This is a genomic window from Kitasatospora terrestris (assembly GCF_039542905.1).
GTDB classification, from domain to species: domain Bacteria; phylum Actinomycetota; class Actinomycetes; order Streptomycetales; family Streptomycetaceae; genus Kitasatospora; species Kitasatospora terrestris.
In genome coordinates this window covers 7,510,859-7,536,789 of the sequence record NZ_BAABIS010000001.1, presented here as the reverse complement: position 1 = coordinate 7,536,789, position 25,931 = coordinate 7,510,859, and the positions used below count along the sequence as shown (strand labels likewise).

The 25,931-nt window shown below is 75.4% G+C and carries 24 protein-coding genes; 10 read left to right on the top strand and 14 right to left on the bottom strand.

The genetic code is table 11. The features are described 5' to 3' along the window. Positions 1 to 60: 60 nt before the first annotated feature. From ABEB06_RS34510 to ABEB06_RS34495, 4 genes are all read right to left on the bottom strand, one after another. On the bottom strand, positions 61 to 693 hold the full coding sequence (locus ABEB06_RS34510) for a flavoprotein (protein ID WP_345700861.1): 633 nt from the start codon (positions 691 to 693) through the stop codon (positions 61 to 63). 68 nt (positions 694 to 761) lie between these two features. Then, entirely contained in the window at positions 762 to 2,072 is a 1,311-nt protein-coding gene (locus ABEB06_RS34505; RefSeq protein ID WP_345700860.1) for a lanthionine synthetase C family protein, read from the bottom strand. A 478-nt stretch (positions 2,073 to 2,550) separates the two neighbouring features. Continuing rightward, positions 2,551 to 5,883, bottom strand: a complete 3,333-nt coding sequence (locus ABEB06_RS34500) for a lantibiotic dehydratase (RefSeq protein ID WP_345700859.1) — start codon at positions 5,881 to 5,883, stop codon at positions 2,551 to 2,553. 178 nt (positions 5,884 to 6,061) lie between these two features. Continuing rightward, complete coding sequence (locus tag ABEB06_RS34495; RefSeq protein WP_345700858.1) at positions 6,062 to 6,229, bottom strand: hypothetical protein; 168 nt, start codon at positions 6,227 to 6,229, stop codon at positions 6,062 to 6,064. A 147-nt stretch (positions 6,230 to 6,376) separates the two neighbouring features. On the opposite strand from ABEB06_RS34495, the gene ABEB06_RS34490 reads away from it, so the two are divergent. From ABEB06_RS34490 to katG, 4 genes are all read left to right on the top strand, one after another. After that, positions 6,377 to 6,787, top strand: a complete 411-nt coding sequence (locus ABEB06_RS34490; RefSeq protein ID WP_345700857.1) for an NTP pyrophosphohydrolase — start codon at positions 6,377 to 6,379, stop codon at positions 6,785 to 6,787. A 220-nt stretch (positions 6,788 to 7,007) separates the two neighbouring features. Next, on the top strand, positions 7,008 to 8,246 hold the full coding sequence (locus ABEB06_RS34485) for a cytochrome P450 family protein (RefSeq protein ID WP_345700856.1): 1,239 nt from the start codon (positions 7,008 to 7,010) through the stop codon (positions 8,244 to 8,246). 191 nt (positions 8,247 to 8,437) lie between these two features. Continuing rightward, complete coding sequence (locus ABEB06_RS34480) at positions 8,438 to 9,274, top strand: lysozyme (RefSeq protein ID WP_345700855.1); 837 nt, start codon at positions 8,438 to 8,440, stop codon at positions 9,272 to 9,274. Between the two features lie 345 nt (positions 9,275 to 9,619). Next, the gene (katG, locus tag ABEB06_RS34475; protein ID WP_345700854.1) at positions 9,620 to 11,830 is read left to right on the top strand and encodes a catalase/peroxidase HPI; all 2,211 of its coding nucleotides are present in this window, start codon (positions 9,620 to 9,622) and stop codon (positions 11,828 to 11,830) included. Between the two features lie 98 nt (positions 11,831 to 11,928). Here the strand turns inward: katG and ABEB06_RS34470 are convergent, their stop codons facing one another. Both ABEB06_RS34470 and ABEB06_RS34465 read right to left on the bottom strand, forming a co-directional pair. Beyond that, positions 11,929 to 12,813, bottom strand: coding sequence for an IS5 family transposase (locus ABEB06_RS34470; RefSeq protein WP_345696298.1), 885 nt, complete (start codon positions 12,811 to 12,813; stop codon positions 11,929 to 11,931). An 85-nt stretch (positions 12,814 to 12,898) separates the two neighbouring features. Further along, positions 12,899 to 13,348 carry a DUF4440 domain-containing protein gene (locus ABEB06_RS34465; RefSeq protein ID WP_345700853.1) on the bottom strand — a complete coding sequence of 150 codons (450 nt, stop codon included), beginning with the start codon at positions 13,346 to 13,348 and terminating at the stop codon, positions 12,899 to 12,901. 69 nt (positions 13,349 to 13,417) lie between these two features. On the opposite strand from ABEB06_RS34465, the gene ABEB06_RS34460 reads away from it, so the two are divergent. After that, on the top strand, positions 13,418 to 14,656 hold the full coding sequence (locus tag ABEB06_RS34460; RefSeq protein ID WP_345700852.1) for a glycosyltransferase: 1,239 nt from the start codon (positions 13,418 to 13,420) through the stop codon (positions 14,654 to 14,656). A gap of 7 nt (positions 14,657 to 14,663) precedes the next feature. Here ABEB06_RS34460 and ABEB06_RS34455 read toward each other — a convergent pair whose 3' ends face one another. Both ABEB06_RS34455 and ABEB06_RS34450 read right to left on the bottom strand, forming a co-directional pair. Further along, positions 14,664 to 15,227 (bottom strand): EF-hand domain-containing protein, encoded by a 564-nt coding sequence (locus tag ABEB06_RS34455; RefSeq protein ID WP_345700851.1) that lies wholly within the window; start codon positions 15,225 to 15,227, stop codon positions 14,664 to 14,666. Between the two features lie 57 nt (positions 15,228 to 15,284). Beyond that, positions 15,285 to 16,226, bottom strand: coding sequence for a GNAT family N-acetyltransferase (locus ABEB06_RS34450; protein WP_345700850.1), 942 nt, complete (start codon positions 16,224 to 16,226; stop codon positions 15,285 to 15,287). Between the two features lie 139 nt (positions 16,227 to 16,365). On the opposite strand from ABEB06_RS34450, the gene ABEB06_RS34445 reads away from it, so the two are divergent. Continuing rightward, on the top strand, positions 16,366 to 17,697 hold the full coding sequence (locus tag ABEB06_RS34445; RefSeq protein ID WP_345700849.1) for a GNAT family N-acetyltransferase: 1,332 nt from the start codon (positions 16,366 to 16,368) through the stop codon (positions 17,695 to 17,697). A 47-nt stretch (positions 17,698 to 17,744) separates the two neighbouring features. Here the strand turns inward: ABEB06_RS34445 and ABEB06_RS34440 are convergent, their stop codons facing one another. After that, positions 17,745 to 18,962 carry a C40 family peptidase gene (locus tag ABEB06_RS34440; RefSeq protein ID WP_345700848.1) on the bottom strand — a complete coding sequence of 406 codons (1,218 nt, stop codon included), beginning with the start codon at positions 18,960 to 18,962 and terminating at the stop codon, positions 17,745 to 17,747. A 219-nt stretch (positions 18,963 to 19,181) separates the two neighbouring features. On the opposite strand from ABEB06_RS34440, the gene ABEB06_RS34435 reads away from it, so the two are divergent. From ABEB06_RS34435 to ABEB06_RS34425, 3 genes are read left to right on the top strand one after another with little or no spacing between them, the layout of a single operon-like run. After that, positions 19,182 to 19,745 (top strand): GNAT family N-acetyltransferase, encoded by a 564-nt coding sequence (locus ABEB06_RS34435; protein WP_345700847.1) that lies wholly within the window; start codon positions 19,182 to 19,184, stop codon positions 19,743 to 19,745. Between the two features lie 5 nt (positions 19,746 to 19,750). Continuing rightward, positions 19,751 to 20,140, top strand: a complete 390-nt coding sequence (locus tag ABEB06_RS34430; RefSeq protein ID WP_345700846.1) for a hypothetical protein — start codon at positions 19,751 to 19,753, stop codon at positions 20,138 to 20,140. Positions 20,141 to 20,177: 37 nt separating this feature from the next. After that, entirely contained in the window at positions 20,178 to 21,266 is a 1,089-nt protein-coding gene (locus ABEB06_RS34425; RefSeq protein WP_345700845.1) for a hypothetical protein, read from the top strand. Here ABEB06_RS34425 and ABEB06_RS34420 read toward each other — a convergent pair. Continuing rightward, entirely contained in the window at positions 21,263 to 21,856 is a 594-nt protein-coding gene (locus tag ABEB06_RS34420; RefSeq protein ID WP_345700844.1) for a DUF2867 domain-containing protein, read from the bottom strand. The two genes, ABEB06_RS34425 and ABEB06_RS34420, sit on opposite strands and share 4 nt — an antisense overlap. 106 nt (positions 21,857 to 21,962) lie before the next feature. Here ABEB06_RS34420 and ABEB06_RS34415 point away from each other — a divergent pair, with 106 nt between their 5' ends. Beyond that, complete coding sequence (locus ABEB06_RS34415) at positions 21,963 to 22,523, top strand: TetR/AcrR family transcriptional regulator (protein ID WP_345700843.1); 561 nt, start codon at positions 21,963 to 21,965, stop codon at positions 22,521 to 22,523. A gap of 6 nt (positions 22,524 to 22,529) precedes the next feature. Here the strand turns inward: ABEB06_RS34415 and ABEB06_RS34410 are convergent, their stop codons facing one another. The 4 genes from ABEB06_RS34410 to ABEB06_RS34395 form a co-directional block, all read right to left on the bottom strand. Further along, the gene (locus ABEB06_RS34410) at positions 22,530 to 23,411 is read right to left on the bottom strand and encodes a Gfo/Idh/MocA family protein (RefSeq protein ID WP_345700842.1); all 882 of its coding nucleotides are present in this window, start codon (positions 23,409 to 23,411) and stop codon (positions 22,530 to 22,532) included. 3 nt (positions 23,412 to 23,414) lie between these two features. Further along, complete coding sequence (locus tag ABEB06_RS34405) at positions 23,415 to 24,083, bottom strand: O-methyltransferase (RefSeq protein ID WP_345700841.1); 669 nt, start codon at positions 24,081 to 24,083, stop codon at positions 23,415 to 23,417. Between the two features lie 83 nt (positions 24,084 to 24,166). Further along, a complete protein-coding gene (locus ABEB06_RS34400; RefSeq protein ID WP_345702084.1) occupies positions 24,167 to 24,856 on the bottom strand; it encodes a DedA family protein in 690 nt (229 codons plus the stop codon). A 116-nt stretch (positions 24,857 to 24,972) separates the two neighbouring features. Then, positions 24,973 to 25,920: an LLM class flavin-dependent oxidoreductase gene (locus ABEB06_RS34395; RefSeq protein WP_345700840.1), complete on the bottom strand. Its 948-nt coding sequence runs from the start codon at positions 25,918 to 25,920 to the stop codon at positions 24,973 to 24,975. Between the last annotated feature and the right edge of the window lie 11 nt (positions 25,921 to 25,931).

The window sequence follows — 25,931 nt, the reverse complement described above, 5'->3', positions numbered from 1 at the left end:
CGTACGGAAACCGCCGCCATCGTGCCACAGCCGCCCACCGGACGGACCACGGGCAACCGATCACGGGCACCGGGCCGCTGCCCCCGCCGTTTCCCCCTCTGCCGTCGCTCCCAGCGCCTTCGCCGCGCACGCCAGGGCGGCGGGCAGGTCGCTGGCCCAGCCGTCGGTGGTGCGGCCCTCGTGCAGCGAGTGGCCGCGGCTGCGCGGAACGAGGTGGTAGCCGTCCTCGGCCAGCGTGCGCAGGTTCCGCCGCACCGCCGGCCGGCGCAGCGCGGTCGCCGGGATCGCCGGACCCACCACCACGGGCGCCTCCGTGTTCAGGACGGTGGTCAGCGCCAGGTCGTCGGCGATGCCGTTGGCCAGCTTGCCGACGAAGTTCGTGGTGGCGGGCAGCACCAGGACCAGGTCCGCCCAGGCGGCGAGCTCCTGGTGCGCGATGGTGCCCTGCCCGGTGTCCCAGCCCGGCCCGCTGACCGGCGCGCCCGTCGCCACCGCGACCGCGCGGCGGGACACCAGCGTCTCGGCGGACGCCGTCAGGCACACCCGCACCGACCAGCCGCAACTGCCCCGCAGCCACATCGCCCAGGTCGGCAGGTTCACCACCGCGAACGCGCCGGTGCCGACCAGCAGCACCTGCCCGCGCGGCAGTTCCAGCGGGGGCCGCGGGCCTGCGGCAGCCGGTTCGGTCGTCATGGCGAGCGGTCCTCCGGAACGGGAGCGGGAAGGGGACGTGGGAACGGGAAGAGGACGTGGGAGCGGGGTCAGGACAGGAGCAGGACGCGGTCCCAGACCGGGTCGGGGTCGTCCGGCTGCGGGAGCGCGGTGAGCAGCACGGCCCCGACCCCCGCAGCGCCCTCCAGGATGCCCGGGTTGTCCTCGCCGACCAGCGGCTGGGCGCGGTCCCAGCCGAGCGCGCGGTCCGCGGGGGCGTGGTGACGGAAGCCGTACGGGGCGCCGGCGTCCCACTGCCCGGCGAGCCGCGAGGCCAGCGCGAGGGCGTGACCGGTCAGCTCCGCGTCCCCGGCGATCCGGCCCGCCCGCCACAGGCACTGCACCAGGCCCGCCTCGCCGTGGCAGAGCGACGGCCCCTTCAGGTGCGCGAGCGTGTGCGGCCGGGCGAGCAGCGCGTGCGCGCCCGCCACCGCCAGCCGGTGCCAGGCGCCCGTACCGGTCACCAGCGCGGCCCGCAGCAGCGCGGTGGCGACACCGGCCGCGCCGTAGCACCACGCGCCACCGGACTCCGCGGCCGCGAACCCGGACGGCGGGGTGCGTTCGCCGCGGGCCCGGGCCAGCTCGTCGTCGTACGGGAGGCGCGGCTCCCAGTACGGGCCGTACGCGTCGTGGTCGGCCCGGTCGGCCAGCCAGTCACCGATCCGGTGCATCGCCTCCGGCTGGCCGTCGACGGTGACCCCCAGCTCGGCGCTGCGGGCGAGCAGCGCCAGCGGGCCGGCGATGCCGTGGGCCAGGCCCAGGTTCACGTCCCCGCGCGGGAAGTGGCGACGGTCGGCGTCCGTCGGCTGCCGGTGCGCGGGCACCCACCAGCCGGGCAGCCGGCGGCCGTCGACCGTCACCGGCCGGGACACCGCGACCAGGTGGCGGAGCGTGTCGCGGAGCGCAGGCTCGGCGGCGGCCCGCTCCTGCGCGTCGCCCTCCGTGACCGCGGCGAGCAGCAGCCGCCCGGTACCCGCGGCGCCGCTGATCGCGTCGTACGTGGACCAGCCCACCCCCGGGCCGGGCGGGTCCGCGGCGAGGCGCTGCTGCTGCTCGCCCGCGACGTGCGCGGTCAGGGTGTGCAGCAGCCGCGGGTAGTGGCCGCCCGGACGGGCCGCGACCTGGACGGCGGCGAGCACCGCCGCCGGACCGTACTGCAGCCCGGCGGAGCCGGTGCCCGCCAGCGCGTTCGCGGCGGCGACCACCTGCGTGTGCGCCGCCGCCCGCCACCGGGCGTCCCGCCGGGCCAGCTCCCCCAGGAACAGCGCCGCCCCGGCCGCCCCCTCCAACGCCACCGCCGACCCGCCCACCACCCCGCGGGCCAGGGCCGCCGCCACCCGCCCGACGACGTCACCGACCACCTCGCCCGCCGCCCCGGGAGCATCTGCAGCTACCCCGTCCACCGCCGCCCCGGGAGCACCCGCCGGACGGTCGGCACCGCCGCTCTGCGCCGCCCCGGTTCGCCGGGAGGCACCCGGCCCCGCCACCGCGTCCGAGGCGGCGCCTGTCCGCGCCGCAGCCCCGGCCGGCCGAGCACCCGTCGAATCCGCCGCAGGCGCCCCACCCGCCGGGCGGCCCGCGTCGCCGCCCGCGGTCGTCGCACCCGCCGCAGGCACCTCCCCCACCGGACGACCCAGGCTGCCGCTCGGCGCAGCCACCGTCCCCCGGGCACCCTCCGAGGCCGCCACAGCCGCCGGGCCCGCCGCAGGCACCTCCCTCACCGGACGACCCGGACTGCCGCTCGAGGCAGCCGCCAGCCGTGCGGTGCCCGGCTCGGGCGTGGGCGGGGTGTCCGTGGTCGCGGGCGGCTGGGTGCGCATGGGCGGGTCTCCCGGGTGGTCAGGCCTGGTGGCGGCGGCGGTCGGCGTTGCCGAGGACGCAGGCGCGGGCGAGGGCGAGGGCGCGGCGTTCGGCTTCGTGGTCGGGGCCGAGCAGGCGGTTGCAGGACATGTGCAGGAGTCCGGCGACGACCCGGGGCAGGGGTGACCAGTCGGCGTCGCGGGCGGCGAGTGCGTCGAGTTCCTGCCGGTAGGCGTGCAGGTGGGCGGCCTGGTCCTGGAGTGCGGCGCGGACGGCCGCCCCGGCGGGGTGGAGGTCGAGGGCGGGCCAGCCGCCGGCGGGGTCGACGAGGCGCAGCCAGTGGGCGCGCCGGGTGCGGAATCCGTCGGGCAGGTCGGCGCCGGCCGCGGCGCTGTCGGCGAGCCAGGCGGCGGCGGGTTCCCGGTAGCGGGAGGTGTCGCCGGGTGGCATGCCGGCCGCGTGGGCGATCGAGGCGAGGGACAGGGCGGTGAGCGTCTCCCGGTCCCAGGTGATGCCGTCGGTGGTGACGGGTGTGCCGCGGGCGACGCGGAGCAGGGTCAGGGCGGTGCGGCTGTCGGCGGCGAAGAACCGTTCGGCGGCGGGTTGGGCCTCGGGGCCGCCGTAGCGTTCCCATTCGGGCTCGTAGCTGTCGAGGACGACGCGTCCGACGAGGCCTTCCGCGGTCCAGCCGCAGACGGCGGTGCGGAGTCGGGGCAGCAGGTCGCCCCAGAGGCGTTCGGCGGGCCCGTGGAAGCGCAGGCGGACGTGGTCGTCGGGGTCGCGGTAGCGGATGTAGAACCAGCGGTCGATCACCTCGCGCACGTCGTCGGGGAGTGCGGCGAGGCAGGGGGTGAGGCGTTCGGTGAGGAAGGCCTCGGTCTGGCGTCCGGCGAGGTAGAGCTTGGCGTAGAGCCAGTCGCCGCCGGGTTCGGCGGCGCGGCTGCCGGCGTGGTCGCCGCAGGCCCGGCCGGAGGGCCGGTCGGCGGTCCGGTCGGCGGCCCGGTCGGCGGCCCGATCGGTGGCCCGGCCGGAGGGCCGCGCGGGCGGTTCGTCGCGGGCGGCGGTGAAGGCGAGGGCGAGTTCGGCGGTGTGCGGGTGGCCTTGGCGGTCGAGGAGCCAGCCGTCCGGCCGGTCCTCGCCGCCGGGGAGTTCGACGGCGAGGAGGTCGGGGTCCTTGGTGAGGGCGTCGCGCAGGAGTTCGCGGTGCCAGGGTTCGGCGAGGTCGACGGGAAGCCGCTGGTCCGCCCTGGTGAGGACGGTCTGCCGGGGTACGCGCCAGCGGCGGCGCCAGTCCGCGACGGCGTCGCGCCACCGGTCCGGGGGGAGGGTGACGTGGTCGGCGAGCTCGTCGAGCCGCCAGCGTGCGGGAGCGAGGACGGTGCGGCCGTACCGGACGCGCGGCAGGTAGGGCGCACCGGCGGCGGCGCCCCAGTCGAAGGCGGCGTAGCTGCGGTGGGCGTCGCGGCCGAGTTCGAGCAGGAGGCGGGCGGCGTTGGGGGCCTGGCCGTGGAGGTCGAGCGCGTGGTGGGCGTGCGGGCGCAGGCGCCGTCCGGACGGCATGTGGACGGCGTACAGGTACTCGGTGGTGGCGGCGACGCCGATCCGGTCCAGTGGCACCGTGGTGGCTTCGGGGTCGGGCGGCAACCCGATCGACACCTGGTGTGCCACCGTCCGCGGGCTGTTGGCGATGTTGAGCGCGCGCGTGGTGCGCGGCTGGTACGCGACGGCCAGCTCCAGCGGCCCGTCCCCGGTGCCCTGCCCCGTCTCCGTGGCCTCCGGGTGGAGCAGCGCGGCGAGTTCCTGGTGCACCCCGCCCGCCAGGCCCGCGAAGCGTCCGAACGTCGCGCCCGCCTCGGCCGGCCCCGGACCGTTCCCGCCGACCAGCAGGAACTCCCCGTTCGCCAGGGCTTTTTCGTCGGCGGCGACCAGGGCGCAGAAGAGTTCGCAGGAGTGCGGCGGCCGGGCCCGGTCCGCGCCGGCCGGGGCGAGGCGGTCCACCAGCGCGTCGTCGAGCAGGACCTCCCGGCGGCCGTCCCGGACCGCCTCCGCCGCCAACCGGCCGAGCAGCAGGTCGCGTTGGCGATCGGATGGCCGCGGCGGGTCCTCGCTCCGGGTGGACTGCGGCCACCGGTACCCGGCGGGTGCGCCCAGGCCCACGGTCTCGTCGAGGAGTTCGAGCAGCGGGACGACCCGGTCGGTGCCGTACCGCTCCAGGAAGTCGCGGTGGTAGCCGCGCAGCGTCGGCATCCCGGGGCCGGGCGGCGAGAGCCGCCACAGCGCGCCGAGGGCCCGGGCCGCCTCCTCGGCGACGGCCGGGGGCAGGTGCAGTTCCGCGCCGAGCGCCAGGTCGACGTGGACCAGCCGGTCGGAGTCGGCGAGCCTGCGCATGCCGTCCTCCAGCCCGGCGAGGGCGGCGGTCCGCCCGGCCGGGCGGGCGGCGTCGTACCGGTCGCGGTCGGCGGCGACCGAGCGCAGCGCGGCGAGCATCGGAAGCCGGGTGCCGGCGGCGCGCTCGGCGTCGGCCAGCACGTCCACCACCCGGCCGAGCGGGTCGCCGCCGTCGAGCACCGGGCGCAGGCCGGTGATCAGGAACTCCTGGCCCACCAGCGTGCTCAGCATCCCCGCGAACGCCCCGGCCGGAGCCTGCGGGAACCGCCGCTCCAGCTCCCCGACGACCGACCCGAACTCTGCGCCGCCGGCGCAGAGTTCGAGGGCCGCCGCGACGGCGGGCGTGAGCCGCACGGACACCTCGCTGCGTGCGGCGTCGCCGGCGCCCGCACCCGGGTTGGACGGCGCGGCCATCACCAGCCGGCCGCCGCGGGTGAGGATCCCGGCGTGCGCGTGCAGGGTGAGGTGGGGCAGCAGCTCGGGGTCCCGCTCCAACTGCTGGATGACCCGGAACAGCCAGTCGAGGTCGGCCCGGGTGCGGGTGGAGTCCGGGGCGTCCCAGGTCAGTTCGACGGGGGTGCCGCCGTCACCGAAGCGCACCGGCGCGACGCCCGCGAAGCGCCCGAACGGGGTGCTGCGCGAGCGCAGCCGCAGCTCGTACCGGAGCACCGAGACGACGGCGCGGCGCAGTTGGGCGTCGGTCCGGGTGGCGAGTCCGGCGGGGCGGGTGGCGGCGTCGACCAGCCGGGCGAGCGAGGGGCTGGCCACCCGCAGCGCGTCCATGAACGGGCCGTCGGCCGCCGCGCCGCGCAGCAGGTCCCGGCAGGCGGCGGGGCTCAGTCCGGCCCACGGGTCGGTGGCGGCGCCGACGGCGGGCCGCGCCCAACCGGGGCGGCGGTCGCGGCCGCGCGCGGGGGCCCGGAGCAGGGCGACCGGTGCGGGGCGGAAGAGCGGCGGATGCGGTGCGGCGTGCGGTGACGGCATCGGGTCGGTCCCCCGGGGTCGGAACGGTGGGCGGACGGAGCGGACGGCGGGCACCCGGGGCCCGGGGCCCGGCGGTTGAGGCCCGGGGCCCGGGGCCCGGCGGTCGGACGGGACCGCCGGGCCCGGTGCGGCGGGCTTCAGCACCCGCGACGGATCGTCGGCGAGCGACGGCGGCAGGTCAGCAGTAGCAGGTGCTCGGCACGCAGGAGCTGCAGGTCAGGCTGCAACCGAAACTGGTGAAGCCGGCCTCGGCGCCGGTCTCCGTCACCTCGATGCGCACGTCGAGGTCGAAGAGCTCGTCGAGCTGGGCCGCGTCGACGTCGACGGGGAGGGTCGCGGTGGGCATGGTGCCTCCTGGGGCTCGGTGGGATGGACGAACGGTTCCTTCGCACGTGCGCGGTCCCACTGTTCCCGGTTGCCCTCGAACCGATCTGCAGCTCCCCTGGAGCGCCGCCGGAGCACTCCCCCCACCGGGCGTGACAGGCTTGGGCCCATGGACACGGACGTGCAGCCGCCCCTCCCCCTGCTGGTCGTGGACGCCGCCAATGTGGTGGGCTCGGTGCCGGACGGGTGGTGGCGCGACCGCCGGGGCGCGGCGGAGCGGCTGCGCGACGCACTGGTCCCGGTCGCCGCCGACGGGCTGCCCGGCGGGCCGTGGGCCGGGCGGCTGGAGGTGGTCCTGGTGGTGGAGGGCGCCGCCAGGGCGGTGGACCCGGTGCCTGCCGTGCGGGTGGTGGCGGCGAGCGGCTCGGGCGACGACCGGATCGTCGAGCTGGTCGCCGGGGCGCTGGCCGCGACGCCCGGCCGCGCCTGCCTGGTGGTCACCGCGGACCGCGGACTCCGCTCCCGGGTCACCGCCCTGGGCGCCGAGGTCACCGGCCCACGCACTGTCCGCCCCGCCTGACCGACCGCCCCCGCCCCGCCTGACCGACCGCCCCCGCCCCGCCTGACCGACCGCCCCCGCCCCGCCTGACCGACCGCCCCGCCGGGCCGACCCCGCCCGCAGGCCGGCGATCGCAGGCGTGTTCGGAGTTCCGCGCCCGCCGCTCCGACCGTACGGGTACAGTCCGACCCAGGCGGGCCGACCTCCTGCGGCCCGATTCGCCTACCAGGAAGGCCTCTTGATGGACACTCAGCGCTGCCCGTTCCGGCTCGACCCGACCGGCGCGGACGTGCAGGGCGAGGGCGCCGCGCTGCGTGCGCTCGGCCCGGCGACGCCGGTCGAGCTGCCCGGCGGCCTGCGGGCGTGGTCGGTGACGGACCCGGGCCTGATCAAGCGGCTGCTGACCGATCCGCGGGTGTCCAAGGACGCCCACCAGCACTGGCCGGCGTACGTCGACGGGGAGATAGCGGAGGACTGGCCGCTGCGGATCTGGGTGGATGTCCGCAACGCGCTGACCGCGTACGGCAGCGAGCACACCCGACTGCGCCGGCTGATCGGCCCGGCCTTCAGCGCACGCCGGGTCCGCGCGCTCGCCCCGGCGATCGAGCGGATCACCGCCGAGCTGCTCGACCGGCTCGCCGAGGAGCCGGCCGGGGCGCCGGTCGACCTGCACGCCCGGTTCACCTGGGTGCTGCCGCTGATGGTGGTCAACACCCTGCTCGGCGTGCCGGAGGACCTGCACGACGCGTTCCGCACCACCGTGGGCAGCCTGTTCGACACCGGTGCCGACGCCGAGCAGGCCGTGCGCAACGCGCAGGCGGTGTACGCGCTGCTCGCCCGCCTGGTCGAGGCCAAGCGGCAGGAGCCCGGCGAGGACGTCACCAGCGCGCTCATCCAGGCGCACGACGACGAGACCGGCACCGGGCTGTCCGAGCAGGAGCTGCTGGACTCCGTCCTGCTGCTGATCGGCGCGGGCCACGAGACCACCGTCAACCTGCTCGACCACGCCGTGCTCAACCTGACCGCGCACCCGGAGCAGCTGGAGGCGGTCCGCAAGGACCCGGCCCGCTGGGCGGACGCGATCGAGGAGACTCTGCGCCACCAGGCGCCGGTCGCCAGCATCATCCCGCGCTTCGCCGTCGAGGACCTGCACGACGAGGAGACCGGCATCACCTTCCCGCGCGGCGAGATGCTGGTCGTCAACTTCGCTGCGGCCGGCCGCGACCCCGGCCTGCACGGCGAGAGCGCCGACCGCTTCGACCTCGACCGCGAGACCCGGCGCGACCACCTCTCCTTCGGCCACGGCACCCACTACTGCCTGGGCGCCGAACTCGCCCGCCTGGAGGCCCGGATCGCACTCGCCGCGCTCTTCGACCGCTTCCCCCGGCTCACCCCGGCCGTCCCGCCGGCCGAGCTGCGTCCGCTGGAGTCCTTCATCTCCAACGGCCACCGGGAGCTGCCGGTCCTGCTCCGCCCCTGAGGCCGGTCCACCGACGTCTGAAGTCCCAACTCCTGCCCACGGCACCAGATATGTGTGTTCGTCACACGTTCACACTTTCAACGATGTAACGTCAACACGCTGTTGAATGTCGCGGGCATGACTATATCTTGCTGCGTACGCGGCCGACCCCGGCCGCGTCCACGTCCAGATCCACGGACCGAGGAGACGTCATGCCCGCTTCCGGCACCACCGCACTCCTGCTCCGCCGCACCGCCACCGCGGTCGCCACCTCCGCCCTGCTGCTCGGCACCGCCGCCGCGGTGCCCGCGCAGGCGGCCAAGCCGACACCCGCGTTCCACCCCGAGCTCGACTACGCGGGTTCCACCGTCACCGCCCACGAGGGAAGAGGCGCCGGCGCGCCGATCGCCGCACTGGCCGCCACCCAGACGCCCGGCATGGACGTCTCCGGCTGGCAGGGCAACGTGGCCTGGAGCACGGCCCGGGCCAACGGCGCCCGCTTCGCCTACGTCAAGGCGACCGAGGGCACCGGCTACACCAACCCGTACTTCGCCCAGCAGTACAACGGCTCCTACAACGCCGGAATGATCCGCGGCGCCTACCACTTCGCCCTGCCGGACCGCTCCAGCGGCGCCACCCAGGCCAACTACTTCGTCGACCACGGCGGCGGCTGGTCGAAGGACGGCAAGACCCTGCCGCCGGCCCTCGACATCGAGTACAACCCGTACGGCGCGACCTGCTACGGCCTGAGCCAGTCCTCGATGGTCAGCTGGATCCGTTCCTTCTCCAACACGGTGCACACCCGCACCGGCCGGTACCCGGTCATCTACACCACCACCAACTGGTGGCAGACCTGCACCGGCAACAACTCCTCCTTCGGCACCACCAACCCGCTCTGGGTGGCCCGCTACGCGTCCACCGTCGGCACCCTGCCGGCCGGCTGGTCCTACCAGACCATCTGGCAGTACGCCGACTCCGGCGTCTTCCCGGGCGACCAGAACTACTTCAACGGCGCCTTCGACCGCGTCCAGGCCCTCGCGAACGGCTGACCCGCCACCGCCACCGGCGGGCCCGCGCACGCTGCACGCGTGCGCGGGCCCGCCCGGTCAGCCGGAGTTCCGGCTCGTGCGCCTGCGCACGCGCGCGGGCGCCGGCGCCCACTCCTCGGCGCGCTACCAGAACCGTCCCGAAGCACGCATCGGACCAGGTGGAGGCCGGGTGGGGAGCGCACAGAACCAGCCATGCCATGTCACATGGCGGACTTCCGGGGCAGACATCCGCAGATCTGGTTCGTTTCTTGACTTGGATCTTGTCCATCGTAGGATCGGTTCCGAGGACGTCAAACAAAATCGCTTCTTCAGCACCGTGATCCGCCCCGTTCCGGAAGGATTCCCATGTCTGAGAACAACGAGCCCATCGTCACCGAGGAGCCCCAGGGGGGTGGCGGCTGCCCGGTCCCGCACGGCAGGGCGCTGCATCCGACCCAGGGCGGCGGCAACCGCCAGTGGTGGCCGCAGCGGCTCAACCTGAAGATCCTCGCCAAGAACCCCGCGGTGGCGAACCCGCTCGGTGAGGACTTCGACTACGCGGCGGCGTTCACGGCGCTGGACCTGCCCGCGGTGAAGCGGGACATCGAGACCGCGCTCACCACCTCGCAGGACTGGTGGCCCGCCGACTTCGGCCACTACGGCCCGTTCATCATCCGGATGGCGTGGCACAGCGCCGGCACCTACCGGATCAGCGACGGCCGCGGCGGCGCGGGCGCCGGCCAGCAGCGCTTCGCCCCGCTGAACAGCTGGCCGGACAACGCCAACCTGGACAAGGCCCGCCGCCTGCTGTGGCCGGTCAAGAAGAAGTACGGCCAGAGCCTGTCCTGGGCGGACCTGATGGTCCTGGCCGGCAACGTCGCGCTGGAGTCGATGGGCTTCGAGACCTTCGGCTTCGGCGGCGGCCGCGAGGACGTCTGGGAGCCGGAGGAGGACGTCTACTGGGGCCCGGAGACCACCTGGCTGGGCGACGAGCGCTACACCGGCGACCGCAACCTGGAGAGCCCGCTCGGCGCCGTCCAGATGGGCCTGATCTACGTCAACCCGGAGGGCCCCAACGGCAATCCGGACCCGATCGCGGCGGCGCGCGACATCCGCGAGACCTTCCACCGGATGGCGATGAACGACGAGGAGACCGTCGCCCTCATCGCCGGCGGCCACACCTTCGGCAAGACCCACGGCGCCGGCCCGGCCGACAACGTGGGCGCCGACCCCGAGGACGCTCCGCTGGAGGAGCAGGGCCTCGGCTGGCGGAGCAGCTTCCGCAGCGGCAAGGGCGCGGACGCGATCACCTCCGGTCTGGAGGTCACCTGGACCACCACGCCGACCCGGTGGAGCAACGGCTTCTTCCACAACCTCTTCGAGTACGAGTACGAGCTCACCAAGAGCCCGGCCGGTGCCCACCAGTGGGTGGCGAAGAACGCCGAGGCGGTCGTCCCGGACGCCTTCGACCCGGCGAAGAAGCACCTGCCGACCATGCTCACCACCGACCTGGCGCTGCGCTTCGACCCGGTGTACGGGCCGATCTCCCGGCGCTTCTACGAGAACCCGGACCAGTTCGCGGACGCCTTCGCCCGCGCCTGGTACAAACTGACGCACCGTGACATGGGCCCGGTCGTCCGCTACCTGGGCCCGGAGGTGCCCAGCGAGGAACTGCTCTGGCAGGACCCGCTGCCGGCCCGCACCGGCGAGCTGCCCACCGCCGCCGACCTGGCCGCGCTCAAGCAGCAGGTGCTCGACTCCGGCCTGACCGTCGCCCAGCTGGTCTCCACCGCCTGGGCCGCCGCCTCGTCCTTCCGCGGCAGCGACAAGCGGGGCGGCGCCAACGGCGGCCGGATCCGCCTGGAGCCGCAGCGCAGCTGGGAGGTCAACGACCCGGACCGGCTCGCCCAGGTGCTGCGCACCCTGGAGGGCGTCCAGGCGTCCTTCAACACCGGCGGCAAGCACATCTCGTTCGCCGACCTGGTCGTCCTCGCGGGCAACGCGGGCGTCGAGAAGGCCGCCAAGGACGCCGGTTTCACGGTCGAGGTGCCGTTCCACGCGGGCCGCGTCGACGCCTCGCAGGAGCAGACGGACACCGAGTCCTTCGCCGCGCTGGAGCCGGCCGCGGACGGCTTCCGCAACTACCTCGGCAAGGGCACCCGCCTGCCCGCCGAGTTCCTGCTGATCGACAAGGCCAACCTGCTCACCCTGAGCGCGCCCGAGATGACCGTCCTGGTCGGCGGCCTGCGGGTGCTCGGCGCCAACCACCAGGAGTCGGCGCACGGCGTGTTCACCACCGCGCCCGGCACGCTGACGAACGACTTCTTCGTCAACCTGCTGGACCTCGGCACCACCTGGACGGCGACCTCCTCGGACGGCAGCGCGTTCGAGGGCCGCGACGCGAACGGCGCGGTCAAGTGGACCGGCACCCGGGCCGACCTGGTGTTCGGCTCCAACTCCGAGCTGCGGGCGCTGGCCGAGGTGTACGCGAGCGACGACGCCAAGCAGAAGTTCGTGGCGGACTTCGTCGCGGCCTGGGCCAAGGTCATGGACCTGGACCGGTTCGACCTGGTCTGACGCACTCCCCCGACCGGGCCGGCCCACCACGGGCCGGCCCGGTCCGGCGTTCCCGGAGCCGGTGCGCCCGGCTCAGAAAGTGTTGGGTAATCGGATGATCACTCGTTCTTGAGGTCGTCGGCGAGGCGGCGGGCCGCTTCGGTCTCGATGGGACCGTGCGGTTCGATCTCCTCGCCGGCGAGGCGGGCGGCCATGAGCCGGATCATCGCGACCTTGATCATCGCTTCGGCGTGCGCGGTCTTGCGCTCGTAGTCCCGTGCCAACCGTCTGCACCGTCCCAGCCAGGAGAATGTCCGCTCGACCACCCACCTGCGGGGCAGTACCTGGAACCCTTTCACATCGGCGTTGCGCGGCACCGCAACGATCTCCAGCCCTTCGTGCTCGGCCGCCCAGCCGACCAGTCCCGCGTCGACCACGTTCACGTATCCGCCGTCCACCCAGACCAGCCCGACCTGCGGAAACGAGCTCCGGATCCCGGCGAGAACCAACTTCGCGCCCGCCCGGTCCTGCACCGAGGCCGAGTGCACCACCGCCCGCAGCACCAGTCCGCAGGTGTCCACCAGCAGGTGCCGCTTGCGGCCCCGCACGCGCTTGCCCGCGTCGTAGCCGACCGCCTGCCCGCCCTGGTGGCTGCGGGCGGACTGCGAGTCCAGCACCGCCGCCGAGGGCTGCGGATCCCGCCCGTCCGCCACCCGCACCCGCTCGCGCAGCGTGTCGTGGACCCGGTTCCAGGTGCCGTCCGCAGTCCAGGCCCGGAACCACCGGTAGGCCGCGTCCCACGGGGCCAGATCGTGCGGCACCAACCGCCAGGCGCAACCGCTGACCAGCACATACAGCACCGTGTCCACGACCAGCCGGCGCGGGAACTTCAGCGGCCGACCCGCCCTGCGCGGATCCCGCACCGGCAGCAGCGGCTCGATCACCGCCCACTGGGCATCCGTCAACGACGAGGAATAGGAAGGCTTGCACGCACAGACACACATGGCGGTGATCTTCACGGACACCGTGGCCGCAAAGATCACCGCCAGGGCATCACACCAAGCAGTTGATCAATTACCCAACACTTTCTCAGGCGTGGTCGTGCCAGACGGCGGAGGTGATCCGCCAGCCCTCGGGGGTGCGCACGCACTGGAAGGCGATCGCCCCGCCGCCGGCGAACGGATCCCCGTCCAGGCGGCCCGACTTGGCGTACTCGGCGAAGCGCGAGGCGATCCCGCCGAACAGCTCGGTCCGCCCCCCGGTCTCCCACTCGGCGAACTCGGTGACCCGCCCGCCCGGCAGCAGCACCGCGCGCCGGGACTCGACGAACTCCTCCACGCCCCAGCACGCGTACGCGGGCGCGGTGACGGCCAGCAGCCCGCCCGGCACGAACAGCCCGCGCAGCGTCTCCAGCGGCGGCACCCGGCCTTCCCGGCTGTCGAAGGCGGCGAAGAACGCGCCGGTCAGAGCGGTGATCTCGGCAGTGGCATCGGCGGTGGTCTCGGCGGTGGCATCGGCGGTGGCATCGGGTCCGGACATGCGCGCGAAGCTAGCACGACCGGCGCGGCGCACTGCCCGTCGGGCGGGCGGTCGTCGATACTGGCAGGCATGCGGGTGGCGTTGATGACGGCCGGGTCGCGGGGCGACGTGGCGCCGTTCACCGGTCTGGGGCATGCGCTGGAGCAGGCCGGCCACCGGGTCACCCTGGTCACCCACGAGCGCTTCGCCGGGCTGGCCGCCGACGCCGGGCTGGGCTTCCACGCCCTGCCGGTGGATCCGCGCGCGGTGCTGGAGTCCGGCCGCGGGCAGGGCCTGCACCGCAGTGCCGGCGGCGCCGCGAAGCTGGTCCGGATGCTGTCGATGGCCCGCTCGCTGGTCGGCCGGATGACCGACGACCTGCTCGCCGCCGCCCGGGAGGCCGACGCGCTGCTGCTGTCCGCCTCCTTCGCGCCGCTCGGCCACGCGATCGGCGCCGGCCTGGGCCTGCCCACCGTCGGCCTGAACCTCCAACCGATCGACGCCACCGCCGTTTTCGCGCCGCCGCTGGTCACCGCCGGGTCCTGGGGGCCGTTCGCCAACCGGCTCGCCGGGCAGGGCGTGAACCTCGCGCTGGAGGAGGTCTTCCGCGGCGCGGTGCGCAACGTCCGGCACCGCCTCGGCCTGCCGCCGAGCGGTCCGCGGGCCTCCCGGCGGGCCCGCGAGCGCCAGGACTGGCCGGTGCTGCACGGTTTCAGCCCGCTGGTGGTCCCCCGGCCGCGCGACTGGCGGCCCGGGCTGCGGCTGGCAGGCTACTGGTGGCCGTACGACCCCCCGGACGCCCGGCTCCCGGCCGCGGTGGAGGATTTCCTCGCCTCCGGCCCGCCGCCGGTGTACGTCGGGCTGGGCAGCGCCACCGTGCCCGACCCCGAGCGGCTCAGCCGGACCGTGGTCACCGCGCTGCGCACCGCGGGCCTGCGCGGGATCGTCCAGCGCGGCTGGGCCGGCCTGCACGCCGAGGGCGAGGACGTGCTCACCGTGGACGAGCTGCCGCACAGCCTGCTCTTCCCGCGCACGGCCGCCGTGGTGCACCACGGCGGCGCCGGCACCACGGCCGCGACCCTGCGGGCCGGGGTGCCGTCCGTACCGGTGCCGGTCCAGTTCGACGCCGCGTTCTGGGCGTCCCGCCAGGTCGCCCTCGGCGTGGCCCCCGCGGCCCTCCCGCTGCGCCGGGTGACCCCCGGGCACCTCGCCGCCGCCCTGCGCGCCGCCACCGTCGACCCCGCCTTCACCGACCGCGCCCGCGCCCTCGCCACCCGCCTGGCGGCCGAGGACTCCACCGCACCCGTCCTGGCCGCCCTGCCCGGCTGAGCCTGTGCTACCGCGCGGCCGTCGGACGGCCGGTCCACCAGTTGCCGGGAGCGTCGGGATCGGTGCTGGTCCAGTACTCGAGGATCGCGGTGACGAACTCCTCGCGGGAGAGCGTGCCGTCGCCGTCCCGGTCCAGGTGCCGGAAGGCCTCGTCCGCCGCCGCGCGCTCCAGCAGCGGGAAGTGGCCGCGCTGGAAGACGAAGAACTCGTCGGCGTCCACCACTCCGTCGCCGTCGGTGTCCGCGAGGGCGAGGAAGGTCTCGGCGAGCCCGTCGAGCGCCGCGCGGGCGACCTCGGGGCGGTCGGCGAGCGAGCCGGTGGAGCGCAGGAACACCTCCCGGGTGACGGCGTCCGTGCCGGGCGGCAGGTGCGGCAGGTGCACCTCCCGCCAGATCCCCAGGTAGGCGTCGACCACCTTCCGCTCCTCGGCCGAGCCCTCCGGGTGGCCCAGCGAGCGGGCCACCGCGGTGCCCATCGCCCGGTGGTCCGCCTCGGTGAGCCGCCCGTCGCCGTCCGCGTCCAACTGGTCGAACCCCCGGGAGATCTTCGCCCGCAACAGGTCCAGCCCCACGACCGCCGCCTCTCGCCGCGCCGCCGCCACCGGCGGTCCGCCTCTACCGACGGTCCGTCATACCACGGCCGGTACGGGCAGGGTGAGCTCCCAGGTGTCGACGGCGAAGTCGACGGCCATGCCGTGCCGCCGGTAGAGCGCGGGCGCGCCGCTGCGGTTGGCGGTGTCGACGCCGAGGCCGACCCGGTCGCGGCCGCGCGCGGCGTACTGGGCGAAGAACCAGCGCAGCAGGTGCCCGCCGACGCCCCGGCCGCGGGCGTCCGCGAGGACGCCGAGCTGGGAGGCCCAGCCGCACGCCGCCCGGTCGTCGCGGGTGCGCAGCACCGCGACGTCGCCCCGGCCGGCGAGGGTGGCGATCCAGGTGAGCGTCCAGTCGGCGTGGGCGCCGTCGATGTCCGCCAGCCACTGCTCGTAGCCGCGCGGCTGGAAGTCGAAGTGCTCGGCGAAGGACTCCTGGAGCAGCCGGTGCGCGGTCCGCCGGTCGGCCTCGGTGCGGCACGCGCGCAGGGTGAGGCCGGGCAAGGGGGCCGGGGCCGGGTCGGCCGCCGGGTCGACGGCGCGGGTGAGCACGTGGTGGCGGCGGACCGCCTGCCAGCCGCGGTCCTGCATCGCGGCGGTGTCCACGGTCGGCGCGCTGTTCAGCAGCAGGTGCAGGACGGCCCGGTCGGCGCCGTTGGCGGCGGCGCGTTCGACCGCGCGGGCCTCCATCAGCTCGAACAGGCGCAGTGCCCCGGCCTGCTGCTCGGGCAGCACGTACTGGTCGAGGTCGAGCCGCCCTCCGCCGGACGGGTCGCGCAGCAGGCCGTAGCCGACCGGGCGGCCGTCCTCGCCGATCAGCAGCCAGGAGTCGCGGGCGAGGTCCACGTCGGGGTGGCGCAGGTCGGCGGCGACCTCGTGCAGCTCGGTCTCGGCGCGGCCGATCTCCAGCAGGTCGACCTGGTTGAGGAGGTCGCAGATCGCCTCGGCGTCGTCGACGGTGGCCGGGCGTACGGTGCTCACGGGGTTCGCTCCTTCGGGTGAGGGGTCGCTACCGGGACAGCGTGCCCGGGGCCGCGTGCAATCCGCGTGCAAGGTGTTCACGCGCCCTGCGAGACTGGTCGCCGGGATCTCGGGGAGCGACGGGGAAGGCGGTGGCACGGTGGCCGGCGAGCCGTGGGAGCTGGACGTGCTCGGGCCGCTGCGGGTGCGCTCCGCGGGCCGTCCGCTGCCGCTCGGCGGGGCGCGCCAGCGCGCCGTGCTGGCCGCGCTGCTGCTCGCGGCGGGCCGGACGGTCCCGCTCGCCGACCTGGTCGACGCGGTCTGGGACGGGCGCGAGCCCGCCAGCGCGGTGAACACCCTGCAGAGCTACGTCTCCCGGCTGCGCGGCCTGCTCTCCGCCGCGGGCCCGCCCCACGCGCCCCACGCGCCCCGCGAGCCCCGCGCACCGCGTGAGCCGCACGCGCCGGGCGGGCCCGAGGGCCCGGGCCGCCCCGCGCTGCTGGCCGAGCCGGGCGGCGGCTACCGCCTCGCGGTGGATCCCGAGCAGGTGGACGCCCTGCGCTTCGAGCGGCTGCTCGCCGAGGGCCGCGCCCGGCTGGCCGAGGGCGACGCCGAGGGTGCCCGCGACCCGCTCGCCGCAGCCCTGCGGTTGTGGCGCGGCCCGGTGCTCGGCGGGGACGCGGTCTCGGCGCGGCTGCGCTGGCCGTGCGAGCGGCTGGAGGAGCTGCGGCTGGCCGCGGTGGAGGCCGCCGCCGAGACGGACCTGCTGCTCGGCCGCCCGCAGGCCGCGGTCTCCCGGCTGTGGCAGCCCGCCGCCGAGTTCCCGCTGCGCGAGGCGCCGCTCGCCCTGCTGCTGCGGGCCCTGCACGCGTCCGGCCGCTCGGCCGAGGCCCTGGCGCTGTACGGCCGCACCCGCGTCAGGCTGGCCGAGGAGCTGGGCGTGGACCCCGGGCCGGGGCTGGTCGCCGCGCACCGCGCCGTCCTGACCGGCGAGTCCGCCCCGCCGGCCGTGCCGGCCGCGGCCCGGCACCGGCCGTTCGTCCCGGTCGACTTCGCGGTGCCGCAGGGGCTGTCGGCCGCCCGCTTCGAGCTGCGTCCGATCACCATCCGGGACGTCCCGGAGGACCACGCCCTGGTGACGGCCTCCCGCGACCGCCTCTGGGCGAGGTACGGCGAGTCCTGGCAGTGGCCGCCGCCGGGCCTCACCGAGGAGCAGGACCTCATCCAGCTGGCCTGGCACCAGCAGGAGTTCACCCGCCGCACCTCCTTCGCCTACGCGCTCACCGCCCCCGGCGACGGCCGCCAGCTCGGCTGCGTCTACCTCGACCCGGCCACCGGGGGCACCGCCGACGCCGAGCTCGCCTACTGGACGGCGGACGGCCACGGCCCCACGCTGGAGCGCGAGCTGGCCGCCGAACTGGACCGCTGGCTGGCCGCCCGCTGGCCCTGGCGCACCGTCGCCCGGCCGCGCCACCACGACCCGGCCCGCTGACGCCGGGTGGTCCTCCCGCGCGCGAACACGGGAGGACCACCCGCCCCTCAGCAGTCGGGAACGGTCACGCCGTTGTTGTCCTTGGCCACGTCGTTGCCCCACCGCGACAGGTAGAACGCCGACACCCACTGACCGCCCGGACCGACGTCCGGATCCGTCTTCAGCCACCAGTGGTTGAAGCTCCCACCACTGGAGATCTCCCGGCCCCACGCCTTGCAGAACACGTAGTTGGTGCCCTGGTACAGCGTCCCGGTCGCCGCCGTACTGGTCGGCGAACCGTAGACCGGGGCGTTGGCGAAGGTGTCCACCCAGTACTTGCCGGTGGCGGGCGGGGCGCCGCCTCCGGCGCAGTCGGGAACGGTCACGCCGTTGTTGTCCTTGGCCACGTCGTTGCCCCACCGCGACAGGTAGAACGCCGACACCCACTGACCGCCCGGACCGACGTCCGGATCCGTCTTCAGCCACCAGTGGTTGAAGCTCCCACCACTGGAGATCTCCCGGCCCCACGCCTTGCAGAACACGTAGTTGGTGCCCTGGTACAGCGTCCCGGTCGCCACCGTGCTGGTCGGCGAACCGTAGACCGGGGCGTTGGCGAAGGTGTCCACCCAGTACTGGCCCGGCGTGGACGGCGGCGGCGTGGTGCCGCCGCCACCGGGGCCGTACAGGCGGATGGATCCGTAGTAGTCGCCGTGCGAGTACAGCGTGGCGACCTGGACGCGGCCGCCGGAGTACGGGGCCTCCGCGATGTACCCCTGGCCGAGGTAGATCGCGACGTGGTGGATGGTCGATGCGGTGTCGCCGTAGAACACCAGGTCGCCGGGGAGCAGCGGTGCCGTGCCGTCGCCGCGGTAGTAGCGGGCGACGGCCCGTGAGGACGGCCACTGGGTGCGGGTGGTGCCGTTGATCACGTCGCTGCCGACGGCGAGGTAGTACGCGTAGCGGACCATGCCGGAGCAGTCGAGTCCGCGCACGTTGCAGTCGTTGGGCGCGCCGTTGGACGCGTCGCAGATGCCGTACGTGGGGCCGGGCGTGGCGCCGTGCCCGCCGCCCCAGGAGTAGGGGGTGCCGATCAGGCCGCAGGCGGAGCGGACCGCGGCCTCGGCCTGCGGGGCTGCGCCGGAGGAGAGGACGGCGCAGGCAGGGGCCGCCTGGGCCTGCTGGACGCCGGCGAAGAAGACCGCGAACGAGGCGAGCACCGAGAGGACCGCGGCGCACCGCAGCGGCCGGACCAGCCGACGGGGAAGAAGGTTTACGCGCGTAGCCATGGGACCGTCCGAAGGTGTCGGAGACGGGAGAGCGGATCGGCGGGCATCCTTCCGGTCCGCCGGCGGAGCGGTCAATGGGTCTGACACACACCTGACAGATTCCTGCACCGGCGGCCGACGGCACGTCAGCTGCCGTTCCACGGACCGAAACTGCGTGGACGCCCCGCCGGGGACCCGCCTAGCCTGCGGCGAAACCCCGGACCCCCGAGGAGGACCCCCATGCCGGCGACGCCGCAGTTCCGCCCCGCCCGCCCCGAGGACGCCGAGCAGGTGGCGCGGCTGCACACCGACAGCTGGCGCCGCCACTACCGCGGCGCGTACGCCGACGCGTACCTGGACGGCGACATCCTCTCGGACCGCCGCACGGTCTGGTCCGCGCGGCTGGCCGCCCCGGCCGGCGCGGTGACGCTGCTCGCCGAGGACCCGCCGGGGTCGCTGCTCGGCTTCGTCCACCTGGTGCCGGACGAGGACGCGGTGCACGGCAGCCTGGTCGACAACCTGCACGTCGTCCACGGCCGCCACCGCTCCGGCCTCGGCACCGAGCTGCTCACCCGGGCCGCCGCCGCGGCCGCCGAACGGGCCGCCGGGCCCGCCCTCCACCTGTGGGTGCACGAGCGGAACACCGCCGCCCGGGCGTTCTACCGCGCGCTCGGCGGCAGCCCGGTGGAGCGCGTCCCGGTCGCCCCGCCCGGCGGCCGGCCGGAGCGGCTCGACGGCACCCCGTACAAGCTCCGCCTGGTGTGGCCGGACGCCGCCGCACTGGCCGCCCGGCGGCTAACGTGAGCCGGATGACCGACGCCTACGAGCTGACGCTGTCCGTCCGCCTCCCCGCCACCACCCCCGGGCACCGACTGGCCGCCCTCCGCGGCCACCTCGGGGATCCCGGCTCCCCCGCGACGCCCGACGCCGCGCCGCCCTCCCCCGCGCCGCCCTCCCCCGCGCTGCTCGACTGCGCGGGCGAGCTCACCGAGGCGCCCGACGGCTGGGTGCTGACGGCGCACCGGAGCGTCCGCGCCGAGGAGTTCGGGCCGCTCGGGGAGCTGCTGGCGGAGCTCGCCGGGCTGACCGGGATCGAGGGCCCGGTGGTGCTGGGCCAGCTCCGGTCGCCGGCGAGCCAGGTCGCCGAGCCGCTGCTGACCCGCCGGGGCGCGGTGGTCTGGCCGGTCGGAGCCGCCTGACCTCGGCCCTCGCGCCGGGACACGACACAATGACGCCATGAGCGTGATCTTCACCCTGGCCGGGCTCGCCCTGTTCGGCATCACCATCGCGGGCATCCTGCGCACCCTGGTGGTGCCGCGCGGGCTGTACTCGGCGCTGGTGTTCCGGATCTGGGCGCTGCTGCGCGCCGGGCTGCGACTGGCGACGGCGCCGTTCGGCGGCGGGTACCCGGCGATCGACCGGGCGCAGACCTGGCTGGCGCCGCTGATCCTGGTCGGCATGCTGACCACCTGGCTGGGCGGGATGCTGCTGGCGTACACGCTGCTGCTGCACGGCACCTCGGACCTCACCTGGGCGGTGTCCTTCCGGGAGGCCGGGTCGAGCCTGTTCACGCTGGGCTTCGCGAGCGGCGAGCGGCTGCACCTGTCGGTGATCGACTTCATGGCGGCGGCCACCGGCCCGCTGATCATCGCGCTGCTGATCGCCTACCTGCCGACGCTGTACGGCGCGTACAACCGCCGGGAGCTGGAGGTCACCCTGCTGCAGTCCCGGGCCGGCGAGCCGGCCTGGGGGCCGGAGCTGCTGGCCCGGCAGTCGCTGGTGTCGACCGAGACCGCACTGCCGGAGCTCTACCGGGACTGGGAGCGGCTGGCGGCGGACCTCGGCGAGAGCCACTCCAACTACCCGGTGCTGATCTCCTTCCGCTCGCCGCAGCCGCACCGCAGCTGGGTGGTCGGCCTGACCGCGGTGCTGGACGCGGCCGCGATGCAGCTGGCCCTCGACCCGCGCACGGCACCGCCGGAGGCCCGGCTGGTGCTGCGGGCCGGCTTCACCGCGCTGCGCGACATCGCCCGGACGCTGCGCATCGACTTCGACCCGGACCCGGACCCGGACGGCCCGATCCGGCTGAGCTTCCACGAGTTCGACGCGGCGGTGGCGATGGTGGTGGCCAGCGGCTTCCGCAAGGAGCGGACCGCCGAGGAGGCGTGGCCGCACTTCCGGGGCTGGCGGGTCAACTACGAGGCGCTGGTGTACGAGCTGGCCCGCCGCAGCGACGCGGTGCCGGCCCTGTGGACCGGCTCCCGCGACTTCCCGTCCGTCCCCATCCCGCCCCGCCGCCCGGCGGACCGCCGACCGAAGCTCTAACCCCGGCCGCGCCCCCGCTCCCGCCAGGCCCGCTCCCACTGCCGGGTCAGCGCGGGGTAGACGACCAGGTACCGGAACGGGGCGATCAGCGCCATGTACAGCCGGCCGAGCCGCCCGTTCGACTTCACCAGGACGGCCATCCGCAGCTCGTACCCGCCGGCGTCGGCCGGCGCCCAGCCCAGGTGCATCACCGCGTGGACCGTCCGGTTGGCGATCTCGGCGGCGGACTCCGTCGGCAGCAGGTACACCGGGCTGAACGGGGTGCCGTCCGGGGCGACGCCCTCGGTGGTGCGGCGCAGCTCCTCGGGGATCCGCTCGCGCAGCGACCGGACCCGGGCGCCGAGTCCGGCCCGGTCGTCGTCCCAGCCGAGCAGCGCCCCGAGCTTCCAGCGCACTGCGAAGAGCAGCCGAGCGGCGGGCGACTGCCGGCCGAAGCCGCCGTCGGAGCGCATCGCGTCGAGCATCACCGGGAAGTCCTCGGGCCCGGCGCCGGGGGTGCGGAAGGACCAGACGTCCTCGACCCGGAAGTCGCGGGTGTACTCGTGGATCCGCCAAGGCTGTGCGGTGTAGGCCGTGCGGGCACGTTTCATGACTGCCTCCCCCATGTATACGCTTGCGTACAGAACCAGGCTAGACCTATTTGTACGGTGGCGTACACAGGCCCCGCCGGGCGGCGGGAGGAAGGCAGGAGAGGCCGTGGCGGCGACAGCGCGCACCCCGCGCGAGCGGTGGGTGGAGGAGGGCCTGCGGGCTCTGGCCGACGGCGGGCCGGACGCGGTGCGCGTCGAGGCGCTGGCGAAGCGGATCGGCGTCACCAAGGGCGGCTTCTACGGGCACTTCGCCGACCGCGACGCCCTGCTCGGCGAGGTGCTGGACGCCTGGGAGCGGGAGAGCGTCGACGAGGTGATCGCGCAGGTGGAGCGCGAGGGCGGCGACCCGCGGACCCGGGCGACCCGGGCGGGCACGCTGACCTTCTCCGAGCGGCTGCTGCCGGTCGACCTGGCGGTGCGCGACTGGGCGCGGCGGGACGCGGGGGTCGCGGAGCGGCTGCGCCGGGTCGACAACCGGCGGATGGCCCTGCTGCGCGAGGCGATCGGCGCCTCCTGCGCCGACCCGGACGAGGTGGAGGCCCGCGCGCTGCTCGCCTTCTGCGTGGCGATCGGCCACCACTGGCTGGCCGCCGACCACCCGGGCCGCACCCGCCCGCAGGTGCTGGCCCGGGCGGGCGACCTGGTCTTCGAACGCCCCTCGGACTGATCCGCGCTACGCGGTCAGCGCCCGCTCGGCCTCGGCGAGGAGTTCGACCACCCGCAGCCCGAAGGCGGCGTCGCACGGGTGCGCCGGGCCCCCGTCGGCGGCGGCGAGCAGCGCGTCCACGGCCCGGCCGAAGGCGGCCGTCGGGTGCTCGCCGCGCCCCGGCATGGCGCTCACGCCGCCGGCGCCGCGCAGCTCGAAGGCGACGCCGTCGACGGCGGCCCCGGGCGGGGCGGTGAGGCTGAGGGTGACGGTGCTGGAGGCGCCGCCGGCGTGCCGCAGCACCAGGTGGACGGTGTCCCCGGGCCCGGGCGCGGCGGTCAGTTTCTCGACGTCGCCGAGGACCGGCAGCAGGACGGACAGGGCGTGCGGGCCGACGTCCCACAGCGCGCCCTTCTCCCGCCGCCAGGCGGAGGCGGCGTACGGGCTGTCGGTGGTGAAGACCGCGCCGATCCACTCGCAGCGGGCGGTGAACCAGTCCTCGCGCGCGGCCTGCTCGGCCAGCCAGGGCGCCTGCTCGCCGCCGAAGCGGACGGTGAAGAAGACCACCGAGGCGAGGCCGCGCTCCTCCACCGCGCCGGCGACCGCGGCCGCGTCGGCGACGGTCACCGCGACCGGCTTGTCGAGCAGCAGGTGGCGGCCGGCCTCGGCGGCCTGCACCGCGTACCGGGCCTGGACCTCGGGCGGCAGGGCGATGGAGACCGCGTCCACGTCGGCGAGCAGTTCCTCGACGCTCCCGTACGCGCGCACGCCGTGCGCCTCGGCGAGTTCGCGGGCGGCCTCGGGGCGGCGGCCCCAGACGCCGGCGAACTCCGCGCCGGGGTGCGCGGCGAGGGCGGGGGCGTGCACGAAGCCCGCCCAGGGTCCGGTGCCGAGCAGTCCTATGCGCACGGGTCAGCCCTCCACGCGGATCAGGGTGAAGCCGTCGTAGCCCTTGGTGCCGACGGTCTGGACGGAGGTGGCGCTGACCCGCGGCTCGGCGGCGATCAGGTCGTGCATGTGCCGGGTGCCGACGATCGCCGGGTCGGTGCTGTCGGCGTCGGCGACCGCTCCGCCGCGCACCACGTTGTCGACGACGATCAGCGAGCCGGGGCGGGTGAGCTCCAGGGCGCGCTGGTAGTACAGCGGGTTGCTGGGCTTGTCGGCGTCGATGAAGACCAGGTCGAAGGGGTCGCCGCCCTCCTCGACCAGCTGCTCCAGGCTGTCGGCGGCGCGGCCGACCCGGACCTCGACGGTGTCGGCGAAGCCGGCGTGCGCCAGGTTGGCGGTGGCGACGGCGGCGTGCGCCGGGTCGAGCTCCAGGGTGATCAGCCGGCCGTCCTCGGGCAGCGCGCGGGCCAGCCAGATCGCGCTGTACCCGCCGAGGGTGCCGACCTCCAGGATCCGCCGGGCGCCGACGGTGCGGGCCAGCAGGTGGAGCAGCTTGCCCTGGTTCGGGGCGACGTTGATGTGCGGCAGCCCGGCGGCGTCGGCCGCGGCGAGGGCCGCTTCGAGCGGCTCGTCGTGGCCGATCAGCACCTCGCTGAAGTACTCGTCGACCGCTGTCCACTGCTGCTGGCTCACCGCTGCCTCCAGGGCTGGCTCCGTGTGCGCTCCGTCGGCCCGACCCTAGCGGACCTGCGATCACGGTCGGCGGCGACAGCCCGTCAGTCGGCGGGCTGCTCGACGGGCCGCGCGGGCTGCATCGGCGGCACGGGCTCGCCGCTCGGGCCGCCGGACTGCTCGGGGTGCGCGGCGCGGGACTTCGCGGCGCGGCGCTTGAGGACCAGCGCGGAGCCGGCACCGAACACCACGGCCGCGCCGAGGCCGATGTAGGAGGCGCCCTTGAGGTACTCCTCGGCGGCCTTGCCGACCTGGTACACCAGCAGCGTGGTGCCGCCGGCCCAGACCACGCCGCCGAGCACGTTGGCGATCAGGAAGCGCCAGTACGGCATCTTCAGGGTGCCGGCCAGCGGCCCGGCGAAGATCCGCAGCAGGGCGATGAAGCGGCCGAAGAAGACCGCCCACATGCCCCACTTGTCGAAGGCCCGCTCGGCGGTCGCCAGGTGTTCGGGCCCGAAGTGCTTGGGGAAGCGCCGGCCGAGCTTCTCGAACAGCGGCCGGCCGCCCCTGCGCCCGATGGCGTAGCCGATGGTGTCGCCGATGATCGCGCCGGCGATGGCGCACAGGGCGACGCCCCAGGGGCTGACGACGCCCTGGGCGGCGAGCAGGGAGGCGGTGACGAGGGCGATCTCGCCGGGCAGCGGGATGCCGAGGCTCTCCAGGCCGATGATCAGTCCGATGAGCGCGTACACCGAGGTCGGCGGGACGCTCTCGATCCACTGGTCGAGGTGCAGCAAGGCGGAGTACCTCCGTCGGTAAGGGCGGGTGGGGCCAGACTAACCGCTCTCACCGCCCTCCCGACCGCCCCGGTTCCGCCGGTCCGAAAGATCGTCCTCGGGGCGTAGGGCGGCTACACCTCGGAGAGGATGTCCTCCAGGTCCTGGGCCGCCGCCCGGGCGCCGAGGGTGGCGGCCACGCCGACGACGTTGAGCACCACCTCCGCCACCCCGGCGTCGGCGAAGCGGCGCAGGGCGTCCCGCACATCCCGGGCGGTGCCGTACGGGAACAGCCCGGCGTCGATCAGCTTGCGGGCGTCCGAGCGCTCGCCGGTGACCCGGATGCCGGCCTGCCGCAGGGTGTCCTGGTAGTGCGGCGCCTGGAGGTGCATGCCGCAGGTGGCGAAGGCGAGCTCCTCGGCGTCCCGGCCGTCCCGGGCGAGCGCGCAGGGCACGATGGCGGTCACCGGGACGGGCTCGCGCCCGGCCGCGGCGCTGCCCTTGCGCACGGCGGGCACCAGGACGTCGCGCAGGTGGTCGGGTGGGCAGAGCCAGGCCACCGCGTCGTCGGCGATCTCCCCGGCGAGCTCGGCCATCCTGGGCCGCAGCACGCCGAGGCCGATCCGGACGTCGGCGGAGCGGATCGGCACCATCCGGGCGGTGGTCGGGTAGTACGCGCCCCCGCTCTCCACGAACTCGCCGTTGACCAGGGCGCGGACGGTCGTCACGTACTCCCGCACGGCGGTCAGCGGGCTGCGGTAGGGCTGCCCGAGGATGCCGCGCTGGTAGTCCACCGCGCCCGGGCCGTACGCGGCGAGCACCTGCTGCCCGGTGGTCAGGGCGGTGCTGCGGGCCTCCATCGCCGCGTGGTACGGGGAGCGCAGCGGCGTCAGGTTGACCCCGAAGCCGCTGGGCACCCGGATGCCGATGCCCGCCAGCCAGCTGACCAGCTGGTGGTTGTCGATGACCTGGGACTGTCCCTGCCAGAACCGCGCGGCGCGGGTCCAGCGGACCAGGTTGGCGAACGGGACGGCCTGTTCGGGCCGGACCGCGGTGATCGGGAGCACGATCGAGTGGCGCACGGCCGGGTCTC

Coding starts and splice junctions, on each gene's coding strand:
- ABEB06_RS34500 (WP_345700859.1), bottom strand. CDS start 5,883: ATGCCGTCACCGCACGCCGCACCGCATCCGCCGCTCTTCCGCCCCGCA.
- ABEB06_RS34510 (WP_345700861.1), bottom strand. CDS start 693: ATGACGACCGAACCGGCTGCCGCAGGCCCGCGGCCCCCGCTGGAACTG.
- ABEB06_RS34420 (WP_345700844.1), bottom strand. CDS start 21,856: ATGAAACGTGCCCGCACGGCCTACACCGCACAGCCTTGGCGGATCCAC.
- ABEB06_RS34490 (WP_345700857.1), top strand. CDS start 6,377: ATGGACACGGACGTGCAGCCGCCCCTCCCCCTGCTGGTCGTGGACGCC.
- ABEB06_RS34435 (WP_345700847.1), top strand. CDS start 19,182: ATGCCGGCGACGCCGCAGTTCCGCCCCGCCCGCCCCGAGGACGCCGAG.
- ABEB06_RS34425 (WP_345700845.1), top strand. CDS start 20,178: ATGAGCGTGATCTTCACCCTGGCCGGGCTCGCCCTGTTCGGCATCACC.
- ABEB06_RS34460 (WP_345700852.1), top strand. CDS start 13,418: ATGCGGGTGGCGTTGATGACGGCCGGGTCGCGGGGCGACGTGGCGCCG.
- ABEB06_RS34440 (WP_345700848.1), bottom strand. CDS start 18,962: ATGGCTACGCGCGTAAACCTTCTTCCCCGTCGGCTGGTCCGGCCGCTG.
- katG (WP_345700854.1), top strand. CDS start 9,620: ATGTCTGAGAACAACGAGCCCATCGTCACCGAGGAGCCCCAGGGGGGT.
- ABEB06_RS34495 (WP_345700858.1), bottom strand. CDS start 6,229: ATGCCCACCGCGACCCTCCCCGTCGACGTCGACGCGGCCCAGCTCGAC.
- ABEB06_RS34470 (WP_345696298.1), bottom strand. CDS start 12,813: ATGTGTGTCTGTGCGTGCAAGCCTTCCTATTCCTCGTCGTTGACGGAT.
- ABEB06_RS34465 (WP_345700853.1), bottom strand. CDS start 13,348: ATGTCCGGACCCGATGCCACCGCCGATGCCACCGCCGAGACCACCGCC.
- ABEB06_RS34485 (WP_345700856.1), top strand. CDS start 7,008: ATGGACACTCAGCGCTGCCCGTTCCGGCTCGACCCGACCGGCGCGGAC.
- ABEB06_RS34480 (WP_345700855.1), top strand. CDS start 8,438: ATGCCCGCTTCCGGCACCACCGCACTCCTGCTCCGCCGCACCGCCACC.
- ABEB06_RS34430 (WP_345700846.1), top strand. CDS start 19,751: ATGACCGACGCCTACGAGCTGACGCTGTCCGTCCGCCTCCCCGCCACC.